Genomic DNA, 21127 nt, shown 5'->3' with positions numbered 1-21127 from the left:
GGGACGCTCTACCGCAGGAGGGGTTTCGGGGGCATGATGGTGGAGTTGGCGCCGAACCGGTGCGGTCGCGCGGCCGCCATCCTGGCGGCGGCGCTGTCGCTGTCGGCCTGCGCGGTCGGCCCGAACTACGTGCCGCCCGAGGCGCCGCCGGTCGGCCGCTACACCAAGGAGCCGCTGAAGAACCCGTCGGCCGCCGACAACATCCGCACCCGCCAGGGCGGCTCGGCGGACCAGAGCTTCGTCTCCGGCGCCGACATCCCCGGCCAGTGGTGGACCCTGTTCCACTCGAAGGCGCTCAACCAGTTGGTCGAGCAGGCGCTCGCGAACAATCCGACCCTTGAGGCGGCGCAGGCCTCGCTCCGGATCGCGCAGCAGAACGTGCTGGCCCAGAAGGGCACGCTCTACCCGAGCTTGACCGCGACCCCGCAGGCCCAGGGCATCCTGGCGCCGGGCCTCGACCTGCAATCGCCGCTCAACAACGAGAGCCGGTACCTCTACAGCCTCTCCACGCCGCAGGCGGTGGTCGCGTACAATCCCGACGTGTTCGGCGGGAACCGGCGCCAGATCGAGTCCCTGGAGGCCACCACCGAGAACCAGCGTTTCCAGTTGGAAGCGGCCTATCTCAGCCTCACCGGCAACGTCGTCGCCGCCGCCATCCAGGAGGCGGCCCTGCGGGCGCAGATCGACGCCACCCGCAAGGTGATCCAGGCGCAGACCGAGGTGCTGCAGCTGTTCAACAAGCAGCTCTCGCTCGGGCAGATCGCCGGGGCCGACGTGGTCCAGCAGCAGGCGGCGCTCGCCCTGTCGCAGCAATTGCTGCCGCCCCTGGAGAAGCAGCTGGCGCAGCAGCGCAACCTGCTCACCGCGCTGGCCGGGCGGCTGCCGTCCGACGAGGTCTCGGAGACCTTCCAGCTCTCGGCCCTGCGCCTGCCGACCAAGCTGCCGGTGAGCCTGCCCTCGCGCCTCGTGCAGCAGCGCCCCGACGTGAAGGCGGCCGAGGCCCTGGTCCAGCAGGCGAGCGCCAGCATCGGCGTCGCCGTGGCCAACCGCCTGCCGCAATTCAGCCTGACCGCCACCGGCGGTTCCAGCGCCGTGCGGCTCGCGCAGGTGACCAATCCTGGGGCGGCGTTCTTCACCATCATCGGTCAGGCGACCGCGCCGATCTTCGACGCCGGCACCCTGTTCCGGCGCCAGCGGGCGGCGGAGGAGACGCTGACCCAGGCGCAGGCGCAGTACAAGGCGACGGTGATTACCGCCTTCCAGAACGTCGCCGACGCCCTGCGGGCGCTCCAGGCCGACGCCAAGGCGGTGGCCGCCGCCGATGCCGCGGTCAGCGCCACCAACCAGAGCCTCGGGCTGATCCGCAAGCAGTACACGGCCGGCGCCGTCACCTCGACGCAGGTGCTGATCGCCCAGCAGGGCTATCTCTCGGCGCTGGTCACCTCGGCCGGCGCCCGCGCCACCCAGTACGGCGACAGCGCGGCCCTGTTCGTGGCGCTCGGCGGCGGCTGGTGGAACCGCAACGACGTCGCCCCACCCCCGCCGGAGACGGACCCGCTGAAGTTCTTGTGAGGCGCGCCTTCGGGCCTCAGACATCCATCGCGATGGCGTCCTGCAGCATCTGGTCGGCGGCGCTCATCACCTTGGTGTTGGCCGTGTAGGCCTGCTGGGTCTCGATCATCTTGGAGAACTGGTCCGAGATGCCGGCATTCGACTGCTCAACCGAACCAGCCGCGATGGTCGCGCCGGCGAACCCGAAGCTCGGCGCGCCGGACCGGCCGTTGGCTACGTAGGTGCCGCCGTCGAGGGAGGTCAGGTTGTCCTGGCCGCCGAACTGCGCCAGCGTCAGCGAACCGAGCGGCTGCGTGCTGCCATCCGCGCCCGTGCCGGTGAGAGTGCCCGCGGGCGAGACCGTCAGGCTCGCCAGGGTGTCCGCCCCGGTGGGGACCTGGACCGGCGCGGTCGCCGAGGGACCGGCGAACAGGTAATAGCCCGCGCCGTTGACCAGGTAGCCGCTCGAATCCGGGGAAAAATCGCCGCGCCGGGTATAGGCGGTCTCGCCCGTGAAGCTCGGGCTCTCCGGCGTGCCAGTGTTCGACCGGACCACGAAGTAGCCGTTGCCCGAGATGGCGAGGTTGGTCGCGACCCCGGTGGACTGGACCGTCCCCTGGATCCCAAGGGTGTCGCGGGTGCTGGTCGAGACGCCGCCGCTCGTCTGCGCTTTGGCCGACGTCTGAGCCAGCATGTCGGCGAAGCTCGTCTCCGTGGTCTTGAACCCCGCCGTCTGGGTGTTGGCGATATTCCCGGAGATGTTGTTGAGGGCGTAGGACTGTGCCGACGCGCCGGAGATCGAGTTTGAAAGCGCGTCGTAAAGGCTCATCGGGGTCTCCATTCCCGAGACCGGCCCAAAAACCGATCCTAGACGGGCCTATAGACGCGCAGCAGGGTTAATCGGCGGTGTGTCAGCGAATGTTGCTGCTCGACCGCTGCCAGGATTGGACCGAACATGGATCTCTGGGCTCAGGCCCCGATAACGCTCACAACGATCTCACGCCGGTGCGGCCGGTCGCGGTGCTCGATCAGATAGATCCCCTGCCACGTGCCCAGGGCCAGCCTCCCCTCGACCAGGGGGATGCTCAGGGCGGAATCGGTGACCAGCGTGCGGATATGGGCCGGCATGTCGTCCGGTCCCTCGGCACCGTGGACATAATGGGCGCCGCGCGGGGCGAAGCCGTCGAGCGCGGTCAGCAGGTCGGTCTGCACGTCCGGGTCGGCATTCTCCTGGATGGTCAGCGAGGCCGAGGTGTGCCGGCAGAACACCGTGACGAGCCCGTCCCGGATGCCGCTGCCGCACACGAACTCTGCCACCGCCCCGGTGAAATCCGTGAAGCCCGGCCCCTGGGTCGCGATGGTCAGGCGGCCGCTCGCGTGGCGCTCCACCGCGCCGGAAGCCAGCGGTTCCACCGGACCGATCCTGCTCTGCCTCATGCATCCGTCTCCGTCAGCGTAGCCCCCGGCGCGATCTCGCGCTCGCCGCGGGCCAGGATCCGCTCCAGCACGTCGATCCGGTCGGCCTCCGCGGGGGGCTTGTCCCAGCGGATGCGGCTGACCCGGGGGAAGCGCATCGCCACGCCGGACTTGTGCCGGGTCGAGCGCTGCACGCCCTCGAAAGCGATTTCCAGCACCAGGCCGGCCTCGTGCCCGTGGGTGACCTCGCGCACCGGCCCGAACCGCTTGGTGGTGTTGTTGCGGACGTAGCGGTCGAGCTTGGCGAGCTCGGCATCGGTGAAGCCGTGATAGGCCTTGCCCACCGGCACCAGCTCGTCGCCGCCCTCGGGCGCCTCCCGCCAGACCCCGAACGTGTAGTCCGAGTAGAACGACGAGCGCTTCCCGTGGCCACGCTGGGCGTACATCATCACCGCGTCGACGATATGGGGCTCGCGCTTCCACTTCCACCAGGGGCCTTTCGGGCGACCCGGTAGGTAGGGACTGTTGCGGCGCTTGAGCATCACGCCCTCGATCGCGTCGGCATCCTCGCCGGCGCCCACGGAGGCCGGATCGGCCCGGGCGGCGGCGAGCGCCTCCCAATCCGCGAATGGGACCACGGGGGAGATATCGATCCGGGCATGGTCGAGGCGGGTGACCAGGGCTTCCAGCTTCTCCCGGCGGTCCGCGAACGGCTCCGCCCGGAGGTCGTCGCCGTCGAGTGTCAGGAGGTCGTAGGCCCGGACATGGGCGGGGAATTCCTCCAGGAGTTTTCCCGTCACGGCCTTCCGGTTCAGGCGCTGCTGCAGCACGTTGAAGCTCTGGACCCGGCGCTCGCGCAGGATCAGCAGCTCGCCGTCCAGAGTCCCCGTGAAGGTGATCGCCTCGGCGAGATCCGGGAACGCCCCGGTGATGTCCTCGCCGGTGCGGGAATAGACCTTGGTGACCTGGGCGCCAGCCCGGTCGCGCCCGCCGACGAGCTGGACGCGGATGCCGTCCCATTTCCACTCCGCAGAAAAGGCCTCCGCCTCGAACTTCTCGAGATCGGCCTCCTCCTCGATCGGATGCGACAGCATCGGCGGCCGGAACGGCGCCGGGTTCAGGGTCTCAGGCCGCTCGGCCCGGCCCTCGACCCAGGCGAACAGGGTCTCGAACGGCGGCGTCAGCCCGTGCCAGACCTCCTCGACCGCATCCGCCTCATGGCCGCCGAGCGCGCCGACCGCGGTCTTGGCCAGCCGCGCCGAGACGCCGACGCGCAGGTTGCCGGTGACGAGCTTCAAGAGCGCCCAGCGCCCGGTCTCGTCGAGGGCGTCGAGCCATTCGGCCAGATGTCGGGGCAGCTCCCGCTTCGGGATCGTCGCCAGGGTCTCCACGACCTCGGCGAGGGTCGGGACGTGCGGGGGCGGGTTGTTGTGGCCGAGGCCAGCGTGCGCGTTCCCTCCCCCCCCTGCGGGGGAGGGTGGGCCGGCCGTAAGGCCGGGTCGGGAGAGGGGAGCGACGGTGCCGGACGAGTCGCGACCGGCCTCATATTCTGAATCGTCGCGCTGCCCCTCTCCCGACCCCCTTCGGGGGCCACCCTCCCCCGCAGAGGGGGGAGGGAGATCCCGCGGCACCGGCCAGATCAGCGCCGTGGTCTCGGCGAGATCGCCGACATAGTTGTGCGACAGCCGGAACAGCACCGGGTCGATGCGTTCCTCCACGAGACCGCGGATCAGGGCCGGCTTGGCCTCGCGAAAATTCAGCGTGCCGGTCATGGCGCCCAGCGCGTAGCCGCGCTCCGGATCCGGCGTGCGCGCGAAAAAGTCCTGGAGCAGGCGCAGCTTGGCGTTGCGGCGCGGCTCGTAGGCGAGGCGGTCGAGGAGATGGGCGAAGTCGTTCACGCCGCCACCTCCGGCTCGGCGGCGTCGACCTGGGCCGGCTCCGCCTCGCCGTCGTCGCCGTAGCCCAGCAGGTGGAGCGGTTTCGCCTTGATGCCTTGCGTGCCGCACCAATGCACCAGGGCGTCCTCCTGGCCGTGCGTCACCCAGACCTCTTCGGCGCCGGTATCGCGGATCGTGCGGCACAGGTCCGGCCAGTCGGAATGGTCGGAGATCACCAGCGGTAGCTCGACGCCCTTCTGGCGGGCACGGGCGCGCACCCGCATCCAGCCTGAGGCGAAGCAGGTCACCGGATCGGGGAATTTTCGCGACCACAGGTCCTGCATCGCGCTCGGCGGGCAGATCACGATGGCGCCGTGCAGGTCCTTGCGGTCGGCGGCCACGACCTTCGGGGTATCGCCCAGGGGAATGCCCTCGCGCTTGTACAGCTCGGTCAGCTTCTCCATCGCTCCGTGCAGGTGGATCGGGCGATCCCAGCCCTCCTCGCGCAGCAGCGCCATCACCCGCTGCGTCTTGCCCAGCGCGTAGGCGCCGACGATGTGGGCGCGCTCCGGGAACAGGGCCACCGAGGCCATGAGCTTGCGGACCTCGTCGCGTGTGTCTGGATGGGTGAAGACCGGCAGGCCGAAGGTCGCCTCGGTGATGAACACGTCGCAGGGCACCACCTCGAAGGGCAGGCAGGTCGGGTCCGGCGCGCGCTTGTAGTCGCCCGAGACCACGACGCGGACGCCGTCCCGCTCGATGGCGATCTGCGCCGAGCCGAGCACGTGGCCGGCGGGCGCGTAGCGCACCGTGACGTCGCCGACGCGCAGAGCCTCGCCGAGCCGGGCCTCCTGGCGCTGGCGACAGAAATCCTCGCCGTAGCGCACCGCCATGATCCGCAGGGTCTCGGGGGTCGCCAGCACATGGCCGTGGCCGGCCCGGGCGTGGTCGGCATGGCCGTGAGTGATCAGGGCCCGCTCCACCGGCCAGGTCGGATCGACGTGGAAGCCGCCGAGCGGGCAGTAGAGGCCCTCGCGGGTCAGGGTGAGGAGGTCGCTCGCGCGTGTCGGCATCGGGCCCGTTGCTGCCGGTGGAGTCCGCCGGTGGGCCTAGTATATAGGCGCCCCCGACCCGGCAGACGCATGGCCACGCACCACAGTTCCGGCGACCTCCTCGCCGACCGCCGCTATCGCTACGCGGAGGCGTGCCTCGCCGACCACGACTTCTCCGGGGCCGCGGATCTCGCCGAGCAGGCGCTGGAGATCGCCCCCCGCTACGCCCCGGCCTGGCTGCTGCTGGGCCGCGCCCGGGAGGGGCTGGCCGTCCGCGGGGACGATCCGGCGCTGCGGGCGGCCGCGACCCGGGCCTATGCCTGCGCCCTCGACATCGACCCCGACGACACCCTCGGCGTACGGGCGCACCTCGTTCGCCTAGGGGAAGGCGGCGGCCTGCCGGCCCTGTCGCCGGCCTATGTCCGGGCCCTGTTCGACGGCTACGCCCCGCGCTTCGAGCGCCACCTCGTCGACGGGCTGGGCTATGTCGGCCCGCAGCTCGTCCTGGACGCCCTGCCCGCAGAACCAGCGCGGTTCGATGCGGCGCTCGATCTCGGCTGCGGCACCGGCCTGATGGGTGCGGCGATCCGCGACCGGGTCGGGCACCTCACCGGGGTCGATCTCTCTCCCGGGATGCTGGCGCTGGCCCGGACCAAGACGCATCACGGCGTTCCGCTCTACGACCGCTTGGCCGAGGGCGATCTGGCGGCGTTCCTGGCGGACGAACAACGGGCTTCCGCCGATCTGTGCCTCGCCGCGGACGTGCTGATCTACGTGGGGGACCTCGCGCCCGTGCTGGAGGGGATCGCCCAGGTCCTGAAGCCGTGCGGCCTCGCGGCCTTCACGGTGCAATCCCATGACGGCGACGGCGCCGTTCTAGGTTCCGACGGGCGCTACGCCCATGCCGACTCCCACATCGCCGCTTCGGCCTCCCGGGCGGCCCTGGACATCCTGACCCTGCATCCGGCCGATGTCCGGCGGGAAGGCGGCCGGCCGGTGCCGGGCCGCGTCGTTGTGTTGCGCCGCACTGCGGCATGAAACCGCCCGGCTCTTCGTCCATTGTCAGTCGGCCGCATCAAGCGCGGCGGTAAAATCGGGGATGGGCATGGCGGATTTCGGCGGCGGGAACGATGGCGGCGCACAGGAGCGCAAGCCCGACCTGCCAGCGGACCGCTCGTTTCCGGCGGATCCTCGAACGCGGATCTTCTTCGCCATCGCGCTGGCGACGCTCGCGGGCTGCGCCGATTCCATCGGCTTCCTGGAATTCTCGCAGCTGTTCATGTCGTTCATGTCGGGCAACACCACGCGCTTCGGCGTGGCGGTGTCGAACGGCGATTGGGAGAACGTCACCCGGGTCGCCAGCACCATCAGCCTGTTCTGCTTCGGCGCCTTCCTGGGGACCCTGATCGCCGCCTGGGTCGGGCGCTGGCGTCTCGCTGTCCTGCTGACGCTCCAGGCGCTGCTGCTGGCGGGCGGCCTGCTGATGCCCTGGGGCACCTTCGCCTACCCGCTGCACGCCTACCCGATCGTCCTGGCCCTGGGGCTCCAGAACGCGACCCTGCAGGACGAGGCCGGCCGCTCTCTGGCGCTGACCTACGTCACCGGCGCAGTGGTGCGGTTCGGGACCGGCTGCGCCAACCTGTTGCTCGGCACGGTGGCGCCCTCGTTCTGGATCCAGGCGCCACTCTGGGCCGGCCTCAGCACCGGCGCGGTGCTGGGGGGTCTGCTCGACATCCGCTACGGCGAATCCGCCTTCCTGTTCCCCGCCGGCCTCGCGGCCGTCCTGGCGCTGATCGCGATCGCGCTCACCATCGCCAAACCCGGCAGCACCCTGGTCGCCGGCTCGTCGCCCGCCCCCGACGCGAGCCCGAAAGCGGAGGTGATCGACGCGATCCACTGATTCGCCGATCGCTCCCATGAACGCCGGTTCGACGTGGGCGTGCACGCCCCATCGAGGATTTGGAGCCGGCCCGCATGTCACACTCGACGGTAGCGGGTCGGCTCAGCCCTCGGAATCTCGGTAGCTGCCGCGCCCCTGCTTGACCACGGCGCGGCTCTTCTTGGCGCCGATCCGCCGCTCCTTCGAGCCCTTGGTCGGCTTGGTCGCGCGGCGGATCGGCGGCGGCGGCTTGGCCGCCTCGGTCACGAGATCGACCAGCCGTTGCAGCACGTCGGCGCGATTGCGTTCCTGGGTCCTGTGCCGCTGCCCGGACAGGACCAGGACGCCGTCCTTGGTCAGGCGCCGGCCGGCGAGCTTGTACAGGTTCGCCTTGACCCGCTCATCGACCGAGGGCGAGGCCAGGACCGACCAGCGCAGCTGGACCGCGGTCTCGACCTTATTGACATTCTGTCCGCCCGCCCCGGAGGCGCGCATGAACGACAGCTCGATCTCGTCGTCTGCGATGGCGATCCGCGCGTTCACCCGCAGGGACATGACGGCCTCCGGTCCACGCCCCGGTGCGGGGCCGGCAGAGGGCAGCCGCCCGGGCGACGGCCTGGTACCGACATGTGCAGGCAAACGGTGATCTTTGGGATGCGCGCCGGAACCACGATCGCCATGTCCTCTCATCCCGGTCGGCCGCGCCGAACCGGCGCGGCCCGGGTTCAGGCGGCCTCGGCCGGAGTCCGGGCGCGCAAAGCCAGGGCATGCAGGCCGCGCTTGAAGGCATCGTCCAGCAGGGCATTGACCAAGCGGTGCCGCTCCACGCGGCTCTTGCCCTCGAACGCTGCGGCGACGATGTCGAGCCGATAATGGGTCTCGCCCCCCGGCCGGGCCCCGGAATGGCCGGCATGCAGATGCGATTCGTCGATCACGTCGAGGTGTGCCGGCGCAAGTTCCGCGCGCAGTTTCGTCTCCATCCAGCCCCGCAGGGTGTCGTCTTCACCGGTCTCGTCAGCCATCGCGCCCTCACCTCTAATTCACCGGCATCCGTCAAGCCCGATCCCGCGCATGCGTCATCAGGCCCGGTGCCCTTGTGTCTCCGGTTTGCCCCCTCATAATCGGCCCGTCATGGATCTCAACTCGCGCCTGTTCGACAGCATCCGGATCAGAAAACCGTCCTGCGACGAGCCGAAGCCCGCAGCCGACGGCACGTGCGAGGCTCAGGGCTGCACGCAGCCGGGCCTGCACCGTGCGCCGAAGGGGCGGAAGGCGGAAGGCCAGTACTGGCGGTTCTGCATCGACCACGTCCGCGCCTACAACGCGAGCTACAACTACTTCGACGGCATGAACGATGCCGCCGTCCAGGCCTTTCAGAAGGACGCGATCATCGGGCACCGCCCGACCTGGGCCATGGGGGTGAACCCCGCCGGCCAGGGCAAGCCGGCCGAGGAGCCGACCCGGGACTGGGCCTATGTCGATCCGCTCGGCATCCTGCGGGGTGCCGGCGTCGGCGACGGGCGCCGCCGCGCCCGCCAGCCGGAGCCGGAAAAACCCCGCCGCACCGCCACGGTGCGCCGAGCCCTCGACGTGATGGGCCTCGAAGAGGGGGCGGAGGGCCCCGCCATCAAGGCGCAGTACAAGGCGCTGGTGAAACGCTTCCATCCCGACGCCAACGGCGGCGACCGCTCGTTCGAGGAACGGCTGCGCGACATCATCCGCGCCCACGACGTGCTGCGCGCCGCCGGGCTCTGCTGAGCGGCACGAACGATGCAGGCTATTCCGGTCGTACGATAGGGCAAACCGCGCGGCGCGACCCTATATGGAGCTGGTGCCGATCGGTGGCGCCGCACCGCGCAGCCGTTTAAAGATCGAGTCCGCCCCGCGGCGGATGCCCGGCTCGACGTTCTTCCGTGCGGATGCTTCATTCCTTCGGGCTGGAGTTTCCGCGCCTCACGAGGTCCCGAATGCTCTCTGACGACACGCCCGCCGCGCTGCCCGACCGCACCGTTTCCGTCCGCGATGTCTTCGGCATCGATCTCGACCTCAAGGTTCCGGCCTATGCCGAGCCGGAGGAGCACGTTCCCGATCTCGATCCGGACTACATCTTCGATCGGGAGACGACGCTGGCGATCCTGGCGGGCTTCGCGCGCAACCGCCGCGTGATGGTCACCGGCTATCACGGCACCGGCAAGTCGACCCATATCGAGCAGGTCGCCGCCCGGCTGAACTGGCCCTGCATCCGCATCAACCTCGACAGCCACGTCTCGCGCATCGACCTCGTCGGCAAGGACGCGATCGTCCTGAAGGACGGCAAGCAGATCACCGCCTTCCAGGACGGCATCCTGCCCTGGGCGCTGCAGAACAACGTCGCCCTGGTGTTCGACGAGTACGATGCCGGCCGCCCGGACGTGATGTTCGTGATCCAGCGCGTGCTGGAGCTGTCGGGCCGCCTGACGCTCCTCGACCAGAAGCGCGTGATCCGCCCGCACCCGGCCTTCCGGCTGTTCGCCACGGCCAACACGGTCGGCCTCGGGGACACGTCGGGCCTCTATCACGGCACCCAGCAAATCAACCAGGGTCAGATGGACCGCTGGTCGATCGTGACGACCCTGAACTACCTGCCGCACGACCGCGAGGTCGACATCGTGCTCTCGAAGGCGCTCCATTATCGCAACGACCAGGGCCGCGACATCGTCAACCGGATGGTGCGCGTGGCGGACCTGACCCGCAACGCGTTCATGAACGGCGACCTTTCCACAGTCATGAGCCCGCGCACGGTGATCACCTGGGCGGAGAACGCCGACATCTTCAAGGATGTCGGCTTCGCCTTCCGGGTTACGTTCCTGAACAAGTGCGACGAGCTCGAGCGGACCCTGGTGGCCGAGTTCTACCAGCGCGCCTTCGGCAAGGAGCTGCCCGAGAGTGCGTTAAACGTCGCCTTGAGCTGAACCTTATGGAGGACGCGATGGCGCATCCGGCCCCGACACGCGAGGACGCTTCGGCGGCTCCGCGCGCCGAAGGGCGGACGCGCTATGCGGACGATGTCTACACTTGGGTTCAAGAGCAGGTCGCATTGCTTCGTGCCGGCCGAGTAGACGCGCTCGACCTCGACAACATCGCCGAGGAGCTGAGCGACGTGGGCTCGGAACAGTACGACAAGCTTGAGAGCGCAATCGAGGTGCTGTTGGCGCACGTGCTCAAATGGGACCACCAGCTCGAACGGCGCAGCCGAAGTTGGTCGCTGACAATCGCCGAGCAGCGGGTGCGGATCGACAGGCAGTTGCGCAGGAATCCGGGCCTCAAGTCGCGCATCGTTGAGGCTGTTGTTGAAGGCTATCGGCTCGGTCAGCTGCGGGCCGCTCGCGAGATGAAGCGTTCGCCCAAAACACTGCCCGCGGAGTGTCCCTACACCTGGGACGACATCCTGACTCGCCCCTTCGAATTCGAGGCCGACCGGTAGCTCCGCATGTCCATCTCCAACCGCAAGCCCGGCGAGCGTCGCGAATCCGTGGCCGAGCCCCTGAAGCGCTCGGTGGCGGGGTGCCTGCGCGCCATCGCCCGCCGGTCCGAGGTGGAGGTGACCTATGCCACCGACCGGCCCGCGCTCACCGGCGACAAGGCCCGGCTGCCCGAGCCGCCGCGCAAGCTGTCGGCACAGGATGTCGCGGTGCTGCGCGGCAATGCCGACGCCATGGCGCTGCGGCTCGGCTGCCATGACATCGCGGTGCATCGCCGCCTCGCCCCCGAGAACGCCGCCGCCCGCGCGGTCTACGATGCGGTGGAGCAGGCCCGGGTCGAGGCGATCGGCTCGCGGCGGATGACCGGCGTCGCCAGCAACCTCACGGCGATGCTGGAGGACCGCTACCATCGCGGCGGAAAGTACGAGACCATCACCGACCGGGCCGACGCCCCGATGGAGGACGCCGTCGCCCTGATGGTGCGCGAACGCCTGACCGGGCAACAGCCCCCCGAGGCGGCTTCCAAGATCGTCGCGTTGTGGCGCGAGCATATCGAGGCCAAGGCCGGCCCGAACCTCGACGGCCTGATCGGTTCGATCGAGGACCAGCGCAAGTTCGCCCGCTCGGTGCGCGATCTCCTCACCTCCCTCGATATGTCGGACGAGACCCCGTTCGACGCCGAGGATGACGAGAACGACGACGAGAACGACGCTCAGGACGACGAGCAGAACCCCAGCGAAGGCGACTCCGAGGAAAAGAGCCAAGGCGAGCGCGCCGAGATCGAGACCTCGGAGGAGGCCTCCGACGAGATCGAGGAGGGCGCGCAGGAATCCGCCGACGCGCCGTCCGGGGAATTGCCCGACGAGTCCGAGGATGGGGAATCCGAGGAGGCCTCCGAGGCGTCGAAGCCGCCCCAGCGCCAGGGCAACGAGGCGCGCGGGCCCGAATACCGGGTGTTCAATCCCCGGTTCGACGAGATCATCCACGCCGAGGAGCTGTGCGACGCCGACGAGCTGTCGCGTCTGCGCAGCTACCTCGACAAGCAGCTGTCGCACCTGCAGGGCGTCGTCGGGCGCCTCGCCAACCGGCTCCAGCGCCGGCTCCTGGCCCAGCAGAACCGCGCCTGGGACTTCGACCTGGAGGAGGGCCAGCTCGATCCGGCCCGGCTCGTCCGCGTGGTCATCGACCCCTACCAGCCGCTCTCCTTCAAGCAGGAGAAGGACACCAATTTCCGCGACACCGTGGTCACGCTGCTCCTCGACAATTCGGGCTCGATGCGCGGCCGGCCCATCACCGTGGCGGCGACCTGCGCCGACATCCTGGCGCGGACGCTGGAGCGCTGCGGCGTGAAGGTCGAGATCTTGGGCTTTACCACCCGCGCGTGGAAGGGCGGCCAGAGCCGCGAGGCCTGGCTCGCCGCCGGTAAGCCGCCGAATCCGGGCCGCCTGAACGACCTGCGCCACATCGTCTACAAGTCGGCGGACGCGCCATGGCGCCGGGCCAGGAAGAATCTCGGGCTGATGATGCGCGAGGGTCTTCTGAAGGAGAACATCGACGGCGAGGCCCTGGACTGGGCGCACAAGCGCCTGCTCGGTCGCCCCGAGCAGCGCAAGATCCTGATGGTGATCTCCGACGGCGCGCCGGTCGACGACTCGACCCTGTCGGTCAATGCCGGCAACTACCTGGAGCGGCACCTGCGCTGGATGATCGAGGAGATCGAGACCCGCTCGCCGGTGGAACTCCTGGCCATCGGCATCGGCCACGACGTGACCCGCTACTATCGCCGGGCCGTGACGATCATCGACGCCGAGGAGCTGGGCGGCGCCATGACGGAGAAGCTCGCCGAGCTGTTCGAGGAGAACAATGCATCCGCGCCCACGGGCCGAGCCCTGCGCGCGGCCGGCGGACGGCGCTGACGGTTTTCCGGGAGCCCGGCGCGGCCTTCAGGCCGCCTGCCAGGCGAGCGGCGGGAAATGCAGGCCGCCGGCGATGCGGTTCCAAGCGTTGATGGTGGCGATCGCGACGGTCAGCAGCAGCGTCTCGTCTTGGCTGAACAGCGCGCGGGGCGGCTCGGTGGACTGCGAGGGCGCTGCGCCGTCGGCCATACGCGTAAGCTGCTCGGCCCAGGCCAGGGCGGCGCGTTCGCGGGCTGAGAAGCCCGAGTGGTCGCGCCAGACGGCGATCCCGTCGAGAATCGGGTCGGCGATGCCGAGGCGGCGCGCCGTGTCGAGGTGAAAGCCGACGCAGAACGCGCAGCCGTTGATCTGGGAGACGCGGATCTTCACGATCTCGCTCAGGCGCTTGTCCAGGCCGGCCTCGTCCACGGCCTTGCCGAGGGCGAGGAGCGCGGCCTGGGCCGCCGGGACCGAACGCTGGAACGTGTCGTACGAAAATCCCGCGTCCTCACGCAGTTCCGCCTCGGACATGGTGCCCCTTCGTCATTCGCGCTATTATCAGAGCACGAACAACATATCAGAACGCTGACAACCGGCAAGGGCCGATGCCATGGGTGATCTGCCGGATGCGGGAGAAGGCAAGCGCGGCGTCGACGGGCATCTGGGCTATCTGCTGCGGCAGGCGGCCCATGCGCATCGCCAGCACGTCGAGCAGCGGCTGGGCAACCTCGGCCTGACCCTGCCGCAATTCTCCGTCCTGACGATGCTGGCCGCCTATCCCGGCCACAGCAGCGCGGATCTCGCGCGCCTCGCCCTCGTGACGCCGCAGACCATGAGCGTCATCGTCGCGAACCTGCTGAAGGCCGGCCTCATCGTGCGGACACCGCATCGGGTTCACGGCCGAATTCAGACCATCGCGCTGACGGACGCGGGCGAGGCGATGATCAAGGCCGCGAAGAAACGCGTCTATGCGCTGGAAGCGGAGATGCTGGCCGATCTCGCGCCCGAGACGCAGGCGGCGATTCGCCGATGGCTGACGCGAATCGCGCAACCGGAAACCAAGTAAGAGCGCGCGACGCAGGCAAGCGCAAACCGCCGCGGCATGCCCTGCCGCGGCGGTTTGCATCGTCCGATCGATGAAAGGCGCGGAAGCGCCCGAGATCAGGCCGCGACGGCCGGGGTCTCGGCGAGCTTCTTGTGGATCTCGCGCTTCAGCAGGCGGGCGGTCTGCGACAGGTCGCCTTCGCCGGCCTTGATCAGGAAGGCGTCCAGGCCGCCGCGGTGCTCCACCGAGCGCAGGGCGTGCGCGGTGACGCGCAGGCGGACCCGCTTGCCGAGCGCATCCGACTGGAGCGTGACGTTGCACAGGTTCGGCAGGAACCGGCACTTTGTCTTGTGGTTCGAGTGGCTCACGAGGTGGCCGACCTGAACGGCCTTGCCGGTGAGTTCGCAGCGGCGCGCCATGATGACTAAAATTCCCGTCTCGTTCCGCCCGAGAAGACCCGATCGCAAGCGGCGCGATCATCGTCGCAGCGGGCGGCGCCCGATACGTATTCCAGGTCCAGCGGAGTCCTGTTGAAGGCGCGAGCCTATAGGCGACCCGGCCCCGATGCGTCAAGCTCCGCACGGTCGAACCTGTCCCGTTCGGGCCGGCCGGGCGCCCAACGGTCTGTTAACCACGATGCCAGGATATAACCGTCATCGGCTCGACGCAGGCCAGCGCCGCGCCTGCACCGAGAGCCCGTCTCGCGAGATCGTCTCGCAAACGATAATCTTCGCCCGCGTTTTTTGGGATGCGATCCGGATCATGAGCGCCACGCCTGTCCGTCGGACGATCAAGCCGCTGACGACGCGCCTTCTCGGGACCGTGCTCGCGCTCGCGGCGCTCGGCGCCCCGGCCGATGCCGCCCGGCGCGCGAAGCGGACCGCTGCCGCGGCACCCACCACGGTGACGGTCGATTACGGCATCAACCTCGCCGGCCTGCCGATCGGCACTGCGCGACTCGCCGGCAGCTTCGAGCGCGACCGCTACCTCATGGACGTCTCGGCGGTGCTGACCGGCCTCGTCGGGGCGATCACCGGCGGCAAGGGTTCGGCCCGGGCCTCCGGGACTTTTTCGGCCGCTCCGCAGCCGGGCGCGTTCTCGATCGCGACCCATACGGCAAGTTCGGGAATCGCCGTGCGCATGGCGCTGGCGCACGGCAACGTCGTGCAGGCCGAGATCACGCCGCCGCTGGTCGACATGCAGGACCGGGTGCCGGTCACGGCCGCCCACAAGCACGGCATCATGGATCCTGTCAGCGCGCTGCTGATGCCGGCCCAGGGCCGGGGCGAGCCGCTGGATCCGGACAATTGCAACCGGACCCTGCCGGTCTTCGACGGTGCGACCCGGTTCAACGTCGTGCTGAGCTATGCCGAGACCCGCGCGGTGCAGAAGCCCGGCTATGCCGGCCCGGTCCTGGTCTGCACCGCCCGCTACCAGGCGGTGGCCGGCCACCGGCCGGACCGGCCCGGGGTGAAGTTCATGGAGGACAACCGCGAGATGTCGGTCTGGCTCGCCCCCGTCGAGGGGACGCGGGCGCTGATTCCGTTGCGCATCTCGGTGCTCACCACCATCGGCACCAACATCATCGAGGCAACCCGCTGGACCCAGGGCGCCGCCACCGGGACGGCCGGCGCCAGCGTCGCCCAGGCGAGCCTGCCCGGGCAGTAGCGCCCGGCCGCGATTCGCCTTTGACCGGCGGCCTCTTTCGGGGCATCGCGTGCGCCGCGACAGGGAGGCGGCAGGACCATGGCGAAGGGCTACATCATCGTCCGGATGACGGTCACCGATCCGGAGACCTACGCAGCCTATGCCGAGATGGCCTCCGCGGCGATGCGGCTCCACGGCGCCAAGCCCCTGGTCCGCGGCGGGCGCTGCGAGGCGCTGGAAGGCGAGGCCCGGCCGCGCAACGTCGTGTTGGAATTCGCCTCCTACGACGCGGCGCGGGCCTATTATGTTTCGCCCGAATACCAGGCGGCCAAGGCGAAGCGCCTGCCCGCCGGGATCGGCGAGGTCGTGCTGGTCGAAGGCGCCGATTGAGGCGACGCGTCTACGCCGCCAGGGGCGCCCGGCCGTAATTGGTCGCGTAGGCGTTCTCGACGGCCGGGATGATCTCGACGATCGTGAACCACCGGTCCCAGAACGCGGTCTCGCGCAGGGCCTCGACCACGCATTCGTAGGCGTGGTGATCGCTCGCCTCCCAGACCCACAGGTCGGTCACGCGAGCCGTGTAGAATTCGGCATCATAAAAGCGCAGCTTCACCGACTCGGCATGGCGGCGCAGGATCGGCTCGAATACCGCGCGCAGCTGGGCGAAGCGGTCGTCGATCGACAGGGCGAGCCATTCGGGCGAGGTCTTCACCAGCATGAAGACGGTGAGCTTGGGATTGAAGGTCTGGTCGGACATGGATTGGACCGCTCCGTGGGTCTGTTGGAACGCCGCGATGATGCCCCCGGGCGGCCGGGTGCCGAACTCGCGTTCATGACCGCCCGGATGGCGCGCGGGCCTGCGCTCAAGCCCCGGAAAAACCCCGAACAATTCCGGTCGGCCGAGACGGTGCGGACGATCCTCGAGGGCGCGGCTCGCGTTCTGGAGGAGCAAGGGCTCACCGGCTACACGACCAACGCCGTGGCCGAGCGGGCCGGCGTCTCGGTCGGTTCGGTCTACCAGTACTTTCCCGGCAAGGAGGCGCTGACCGCGGCCTTGGTGGCACGGGAGACCGGCCTGCTGATCGCAGCGGTCCAGGCCGCCTCCGAGGCGGAAACGCCGGAGCTCGGCCTGCGCCGGATCGTGCAGGCGGCGGTCGCACACCAGCTGTCCCGGCCGCGCCTCGCCCTGCTGCTCGACCGCGAGGAGAATCGGCTTCAGCTCGCCGACAGCCTGGACGGGGTCCACCGGGCGATCGCGGGCGCGCTCCTGGCCCTGCTGGGCCGCCTCGAACCCGGGCCGCCGGTCGAGGTCGAGATTGCGGCGGGCGACCTGTTCGCGCTCGTGCGGGGCATGGTCGATGCCGCCGGAGAGCGCGGCGAGCGGGCCGGCGATGCGCTGGAACACCGGGTCCTGCGCGCGGTGTTCGGCTATCTCGGGCTGCCGCCCGCGGCGCTCTGAAAATCTTTCCTTTTCCGGGCGATGATCCGTGCATGTGCCCGCACCGCCTCCGAATCGCTCTCGCCTTCGCGGCCCTCGCCCTCGCCGGACCGGCCGCGGCCCAGCCCCTCAACGCGGGATCGGCCGATCCCGGCTGCGGCGGCGACGCCTTCTCGTCGGCCCAGGTGATCGAGCATCGGCCGCCGCGTCACGGCCCGCTGGAGACGGTGCCCGACACCCTCTGCGCCGACCTCGCGCCCCAGCCCGGATCCCCCGCGACGCAGATCGACGTCTATCCGATGATTATGCCGCAGGTTGGCAGCAGCCCGGGTGATATCCCATATGGGGGAGGACCGAGGCGGCCCTATCGTCCCTGACGCGACCGGCCATCCGAACCTCCCTGCCCGCGCCAGACGGCGCCGCGCCGGCCTTCCCGTCCGAAGGAACCGCCGACCATCGACGCGCCGCTTCGCCCCCTCCCCCGCCGGTCCCTGCCGCGCGACGTCCGCGCCCGCGGCGTGACGGCGGTCCTCGGGCCGACCAACACCGGCAAGACGCATCTCGCCATCGAGCGGATGCTCGCGCACCCGACCGGCATGATCGGGCTGCCCCTGCGGCTGCTCGCCCGGGAGGTCTATCTGCGCGTCGTCGCCAAGGTCGGCCCGGAGAAGGTCGCCCTCGTGACCGGCGAGGAGAAAATCAAGCCGGACCGGCCGCGCTACTGGATCTGCACGATCGAGGCGATGCCCCGCGATCTCGACGTGGCCTACGTCGCCATCGACGAGATCCAGCTCGCCGCCGACATGGATCGCGGCCACGTCTTCACCGATCGCCTGCTCTACCTGCGCGGCCGGGAGGAGACGCTGCTGATCGGCTCCTCGACCATGCTGCCGCTGGTCCAGGGCTTGATCCCGAACGTCCACACCACGACCCGGCCACGGCTGTCGCAGCTGAGTTTCGCCGGCGAGAAGCGGCTGTCGCGCCTGCCCCGGCGCACCGCGATCGTCGCGTTCTCGGCGGAAGAAGTCTACGCCATCGCCGAGCTGATCCGGCGCCAGCGCGGCGGCGCCGCGGTGGTTCTGGGCGCGCTCTCGCCGCGCACGCGCAACGCCCAGGTGGAGATGTACCAGGCGGGCGACGTGGATTACCTCGTCGCTACCGACGCGGTCGGGATGGGGCTCAACCTCGACGTCGACCACGTCGCCTTCGCGGCGAACTGGAAATACGACGGCACCCGCTTCCGCAAGCTGACCCCCGCCGAGATGGGCCAGATCGCGGGCCGAGCCGGCCGCCACCTCGCGGACGGGACCTTCGGCTCCACGGGGCGCTGCCCGCCCTTCGAGCCCGAGATGGTCGAGCGGCTGGAGAATCACGATTTCGACCCGCTGCGCATCCTGCAATGGCGCAACCCGGATCTCAGCTTCGGCACCCTGGAGGCGCTGCAAGCGAGCCTGGATGAGCACCCGCGCGAATCCGGCCTCACCCGGGCGCCGATGGGCGAGGACCAGCAGGCCCTCGAGATCCTGATGCGCGAGGACGACATCCGCGACATGGCGCAGAGCCAGGCGACGGTGCGGCGGCTCTGGGATGTCTGCGGCGTGCCGGATTACCGCAAGGTCCATCCGCAGGTGCATGCCGACCTGGTGGCGCAGCTCTACCGTTTCCTCATGAAGGGCATGGCCGGACGCATCCCCGACACGTGGTTCGCCGAGCACGTGGCGATGATCGACCGCACCGACGGCGACATCGATACGCTGTCCCGTCGGATCGCCCAGGGACGCACCTGGACCTTCGTGGCGAACCGCCCCGACTGGCTCCGCGACCCTGAACATTGGCAGGGCGAGACACGTCGGGTAGAGGACAGGCTGTCAGACGCCCTGCACGAACGCCTCGCGAGCCGCTTCGTCGACCGGCGCACAAGCGTCCTGATGCGGCGCCTGAGAGAGAACACGATGCTCGAAGCCCAAATTTCCGCCGACGGTGACGTCACCGTCGAGGGTCAGCATGTCGGTCACCTGCATGGATTCCTATTCGTCCCCGATGCCAGCGCCGAGGGGCACGAGGCCAAGACTCTGAGGAGCGCCGCCGAGAAGGCGCTCGCCGGGGAGATCGAGGCCCGGGCCGACCGCTTCGCGGCGACCGCCGATTCTACCCTCGTGCTCGCGCATGACGGAACGATTCGCTGGACCGGTGCCCCGGTGGCGAAGCTGACCCCCGGCGAGAAGCTGTTCGCGCCGCAGATTCGCCTGCTCGCCGACGACAGCCTGACCGGCGCGCATCGCGAGAAGGTCGAGGCCCGCCTCGATGCCTGGCTGAAGGCCATGATCGTGCGCCTGCTCGGCCCGCTGATGGAGCTCGAGACCGCGGCCGACCTCGTCGGGCTGGCCAAGGGCATCGGCTACCAGGTGGTCGAGGCGCTCGGCGTGCTGGAGCGCTCGAAGGTCGCCCAGGAGATGCGCAGCCTCGACCAGGAGGGGCGCGGCGCGCTCCGCCGGCACGGCGTGCGCTTCGGTGCCTACCACATCTTCCTGCCGGCCCTGCTGAAGCCGGCGCCGCGGACCCTGGCCGCCCAGCTCTGGGCCCTGCGCAACGGCGGCCTCGACCAGCGCGGCCTCGACGAGATCGCGCATCTCGCCGGCTCCGGCCGGACCTCGATCAAGGTCGATCGCGAGATCGCCAAGGGCCTCTACCGGGCGGCCGGCTTCCGCGTCAGCGGCGAGCGGGCGGTGCGGGTCGACATCTTGGAGCGGCTGGCCGACCTGATTCGCCCGGCGATCGCCTATCGCCCCGGCACCACGCCGGGCGCCCCGCCGGAGGGCACCGCCGACGGCGACGGCTTCGTGGCGACCGTCGGCATGACCTCGCTGGTCGGCTGCTCGGGCGAGGATTTCGCCTCGATCCTGAAATCGCTGGGCTACTCCCTGGAGGCTCGGCCCGGCCCGGCGATCACGGTGCCGCTGCTGCCGGCCGCCGCGACGGCGCCGGTCGTGGTCACCCCTGCATCGGAATCCGCCCCGGCGAGCGAAACCGACGCCACCGGTCAGGACTCGACCGGCGAATCCGCTGGCGACGAGACGGACGCCGCCGCGCAGGCTGCTGATGCGGAGGGTTCCAGCGACGAGGCATCGGCCCCGGAGAACGCGGAGCCCGCCCTTGCCGCCGAGGCAAGCCCCGAAACCGAATCTGCTCCCGATGCCTCGACGGTAGCCGAGCCCGCCGAAGCCGTGTCCGAGGACGAGGCCGAGCCGGAGGCGGTCCCCGCTCCGCAGCCCGAGCGGGAAGAGGCTCCGGCCGAAGCCGCCCAGGCCGCCGAGACACACGCGTCGGAGACGGACCAGTCCACCGAGACGGCCACCGAGACGGAAGCAGCCGAGACCACGTCCGGCTCCGAATCGGCCGAGGCTGAATCCACGGGTGAGGAGAGCGAGGCCCCGGCTGAGCAGATCCTGATCGAGGTCTGGCGCCTGCAGCGCCATCAGCGTCCGGCCCATCCCCGACCGCAGAACCGCCCGCGCGGGGCGGGTCGCGGGCGCGACGGCGCCCAGCAGGGTCAGCACCAGGGTCCCGGTGGCCCGGAGGGGGCGCGTCCCGATCAGCGGCGGGCCGAAGGGGGCGAGCGCCCCGGCAATGAGGGCGGGCCCCGCACCGGGCGCGATCGCGGCCCCCGCCGCGAGCGCTTCGAGGGCGGGCGTCCCGAGCGCCGGGACGATCAGCGCAATGCCGAGCAGCGCCATGCGCCGCCGCGGCCCGACCAGCGCCCGCCCCGGCGCGAGCGGGCGCCGGATCCCGACTCGCCCTTCGCCAAGCTGGCCGCGCTCAAGGCGCAGCTCGAAGCCGGCGACGGCGGGAAGCGCTGACGCCCGCGG

At 70.1% G+C, this 21127-nt stretch carries 22 protein-coding genes; 13 read left to right on the top strand and 9 right to left on the bottom strand.

Features of this window, described 5'->3' with window-relative positions:
* The first annotated feature begins 36 nt into the window (after positions 1–36).
* Positions 37–1572: an efflux transporter outer membrane subunit gene (locus MKK67_RS19175; protein WP_409568421.1), complete on the top strand. Its 1536-nt coding sequence runs from the start codon at positions 37–39 to the stop codon at positions 1570–1572.
* A 16-nt stretch (positions 1573–1588) separates the two neighbouring features.
* Here MKK67_RS19175 and MKK67_RS19170 read toward each other — a convergent pair whose 3' ends face one another.
* The 4 genes from MKK67_RS19170 to MKK67_RS19155 form a co-directional block, all read right to left on the bottom strand.
* Positions 1589–2380 carry a flagellar hook basal-body protein gene (locus MKK67_RS19170; RefSeq protein ID WP_243968250.1) on the bottom strand — a complete coding sequence of 264 codons (792 nt, stop codon included), beginning with the start codon at positions 2378–2380 and terminating at the stop codon, positions 1589–1591.
* Between the two features lie 140 nt (positions 2381–2520).
* Entirely contained in the window at positions 2521–2988 is a 468-nt protein-coding gene (locus MKK67_RS19165; RefSeq protein WP_243968248.1) for a secondary thiamine-phosphate synthase enzyme YjbQ, read from the bottom strand.
* Positions 2985–4865 carry a cisplatin damage response ATP-dependent DNA ligase gene (locus MKK67_RS19160; RefSeq protein ID WP_243968233.1) on the bottom strand — a complete coding sequence of 627 codons (1881 nt, stop codon included), beginning with the start codon at positions 4863–4865 and terminating at the stop codon, positions 2985–2987. The genes MKK67_RS19165 and MKK67_RS19160 overlap by 4 nt, the downstream gene beginning before the upstream one ends.
* Entirely contained in the window at positions 4862–5917 is a 1056-nt protein-coding gene (locus MKK67_RS19155; protein ID WP_243968226.1) for a ligase-associated DNA damage response exonuclease, read from the bottom strand. Before MKK67_RS19155 ends, MKK67_RS19160 begins: the two co-directional genes overlap by 4 nt.
* A 69-nt stretch (positions 5918–5986) precedes the next feature.
* Here MKK67_RS19155 and MKK67_RS19150 point away from each other — a divergent pair, with 69 nt between their 5' ends.
* Positions 5987–6934 (top strand): class I SAM-dependent DNA methyltransferase, encoded by a 948-nt coding sequence (locus MKK67_RS19150; RefSeq protein WP_243968224.1) that lies wholly within the window; start codon positions 5987–5989, stop codon positions 6932–6934.
* Positions 6935–7001: 67 nt separating this feature from the next.
* Positions 7002–7796: a YoaK family protein gene (locus tag MKK67_RS19145; protein WP_243968222.1), complete on the top strand. Its 795-nt coding sequence runs from the start codon at positions 7002–7004 to the stop codon at positions 7794–7796.
* A 102-nt stretch (positions 7797–7898) separates the two neighbouring features.
* Here the strand turns inward: MKK67_RS19145 and arfB are convergent, their stop codons facing one another.
* Both arfB and MKK67_RS19135 read right to left on the bottom strand, forming a co-directional pair.
* Positions 7899–8330, bottom strand: a complete 432-nt coding sequence (gene arfB, locus MKK67_RS19140; protein ID WP_243968220.1) for an alternative ribosome rescue aminoacyl-tRNA hydrolase ArfB — start codon at positions 8328–8330, stop codon at positions 7899–7901.
* A gap of 170 nt (positions 8331–8500) precedes the next feature.
* The gene (locus tag MKK67_RS19135) at positions 8501–8797 is read right to left on the bottom strand and encodes a BolA family protein (RefSeq protein WP_243968213.1); all 297 of its coding nucleotides are present in this window, start codon (positions 8795–8797) and stop codon (positions 8501–8503) included.
* A gap of 109 nt (positions 8798–8906) precedes the next feature.
* On the opposite strand from MKK67_RS19135, the gene MKK67_RS19130 reads away from it, so the two are divergent.
* The 4 genes from MKK67_RS19130 to cobT all read left to right on the top strand — a co-directional run bounded on the left by MKK67_RS19130 (position 8907) and on the right by cobT (position 13152).
* Positions 8907–9533, top strand: coding sequence for a J domain-containing protein (locus MKK67_RS19130; RefSeq protein WP_243968210.1), 627 nt, complete (start codon positions 8907–8909; stop codon positions 9531–9533).
* 209 nt (positions 9534–9742) lie between these two features.
* Entirely contained in the window at positions 9743–10726 is a 984-nt protein-coding gene (gene cobS, locus MKK67_RS19125) for a cobaltochelatase subunit CobS (RefSeq protein ID WP_243968188.1), read from the top strand.
* A 17-nt stretch (positions 10727–10743) separates the two neighbouring features.
* Positions 10744–11238 carry a DUF29 domain-containing protein gene (locus MKK67_RS19120; protein ID WP_243968175.1) on the top strand — a complete coding sequence of 165 codons (495 nt, stop codon included), beginning with the start codon at positions 10744–10746 and terminating at the stop codon, positions 11236–11238.
* Positions 11239–11244: 6 nt separating this feature from the next.
* Positions 11245–13152, top strand: coding sequence for a cobaltochelatase subunit CobT (gene cobT / locus MKK67_RS19115; protein ID WP_243968173.1), 1908 nt, complete (start codon positions 11245–11247; stop codon positions 13150–13152).
* Between the two features lie 27 nt (positions 13153–13179).
* Here cobT and MKK67_RS19110 read toward each other — a convergent pair whose 3' ends face one another.
* Complete coding sequence (locus tag MKK67_RS19110) at positions 13180–13662, bottom strand: carboxymuconolactone decarboxylase family protein (RefSeq protein ID WP_243968164.1); 483 nt, start codon at positions 13660–13662, stop codon at positions 13180–13182.
* A gap of 79 nt (positions 13663–13741) precedes the next feature.
* Here MKK67_RS19110 and MKK67_RS19105 point away from each other — a divergent pair, with 79 nt between their 5' ends.
* On the top strand, positions 13742–14197 hold the full coding sequence (locus tag MKK67_RS19105) for a MarR family winged helix-turn-helix transcriptional regulator (protein WP_243968154.1): 456 nt from the start codon (positions 13742–13744) through the stop codon (positions 14195–14197).
* 95 nt (positions 14198–14292) lie between these two features.
* On the opposite strand, the gene rpmB is transcribed toward MKK67_RS19105, so the two are convergent.
* Entirely contained in the window at positions 14293–14595 is a 303-nt protein-coding gene (gene rpmB / locus MKK67_RS19100; RefSeq protein WP_058190906.1) for a 50S ribosomal protein L28, read from the bottom strand.
* Positions 14596–14938: 343 nt separating this feature from the next.
* Here rpmB and MKK67_RS19095 point away from each other — a divergent pair, with 343 nt between their 5' ends.
* Entirely contained in the window at positions 14939–15844 is a 906-nt protein-coding gene (locus MKK67_RS19095) for a DUF3108 domain-containing protein (protein WP_243968140.1), read from the top strand.
* A gap of 78 nt (positions 15845–15922) precedes the next feature.
* Entirely contained in the window at positions 15923–16213 is a 291-nt protein-coding gene (locus MKK67_RS19090; protein ID WP_243968137.1) for a DUF1330 domain-containing protein, read from the top strand.
* A gap of 10 nt (positions 16214–16223) precedes the next feature.
* Here the strand turns inward: MKK67_RS19090 and MKK67_RS19085 are convergent, their stop codons facing one another.
* Complete coding sequence (locus tag MKK67_RS19085; protein WP_243968128.1) at positions 16224–16580, bottom strand: darcynin family protein; 357 nt, start codon at positions 16578–16580, stop codon at positions 16224–16226.
* Between the two features lie 15 nt (positions 16581–16595).
* Here MKK67_RS19085 and MKK67_RS19080 point away from each other — a divergent pair, with 15 nt between their 5' ends.
* The 3 genes from MKK67_RS19080 (at position 16596) to MKK67_RS19070 (ending at position 21118) form a co-directional block, all read left to right on the top strand.
* A complete protein-coding gene (locus MKK67_RS19080; protein ID WP_243968126.1) occupies positions 16596–17282 on the top strand; it encodes a TetR/AcrR family transcriptional regulator in 687 nt (228 codons plus the stop codon).
* Positions 17283–17314: 32 nt separating this feature from the next.
* Positions 17315–17638: a hypothetical protein gene (locus MKK67_RS19075; protein ID WP_243968124.1), complete on the top strand. Its 324-nt coding sequence runs from the start codon at positions 17315–17317 to the stop codon at positions 17636–17638.
* Positions 17639–17779: 141 nt separating this feature from the next.
* Positions 17780–21118, top strand: a complete 3339-nt coding sequence (locus MKK67_RS19070) for a helicase-related protein (RefSeq protein ID WP_409568420.1) — start codon at positions 17780–17782, stop codon at positions 21116–21118.
* The last annotated feature ends 9 nt before the right edge of the window (positions 21119–21127 follow it).

It is taken from the genome of Methylobacterium sp. J-072 (assembly GCF_022829425.1).
Lineage (GTDB): Bacteria > Pseudomonadota > Alphaproteobacteria > Rhizobiales > Beijerinckiaceae > Methylobacterium.
This window is presented reverse-complemented; position numbering and strand designations above follow the sequence as displayed.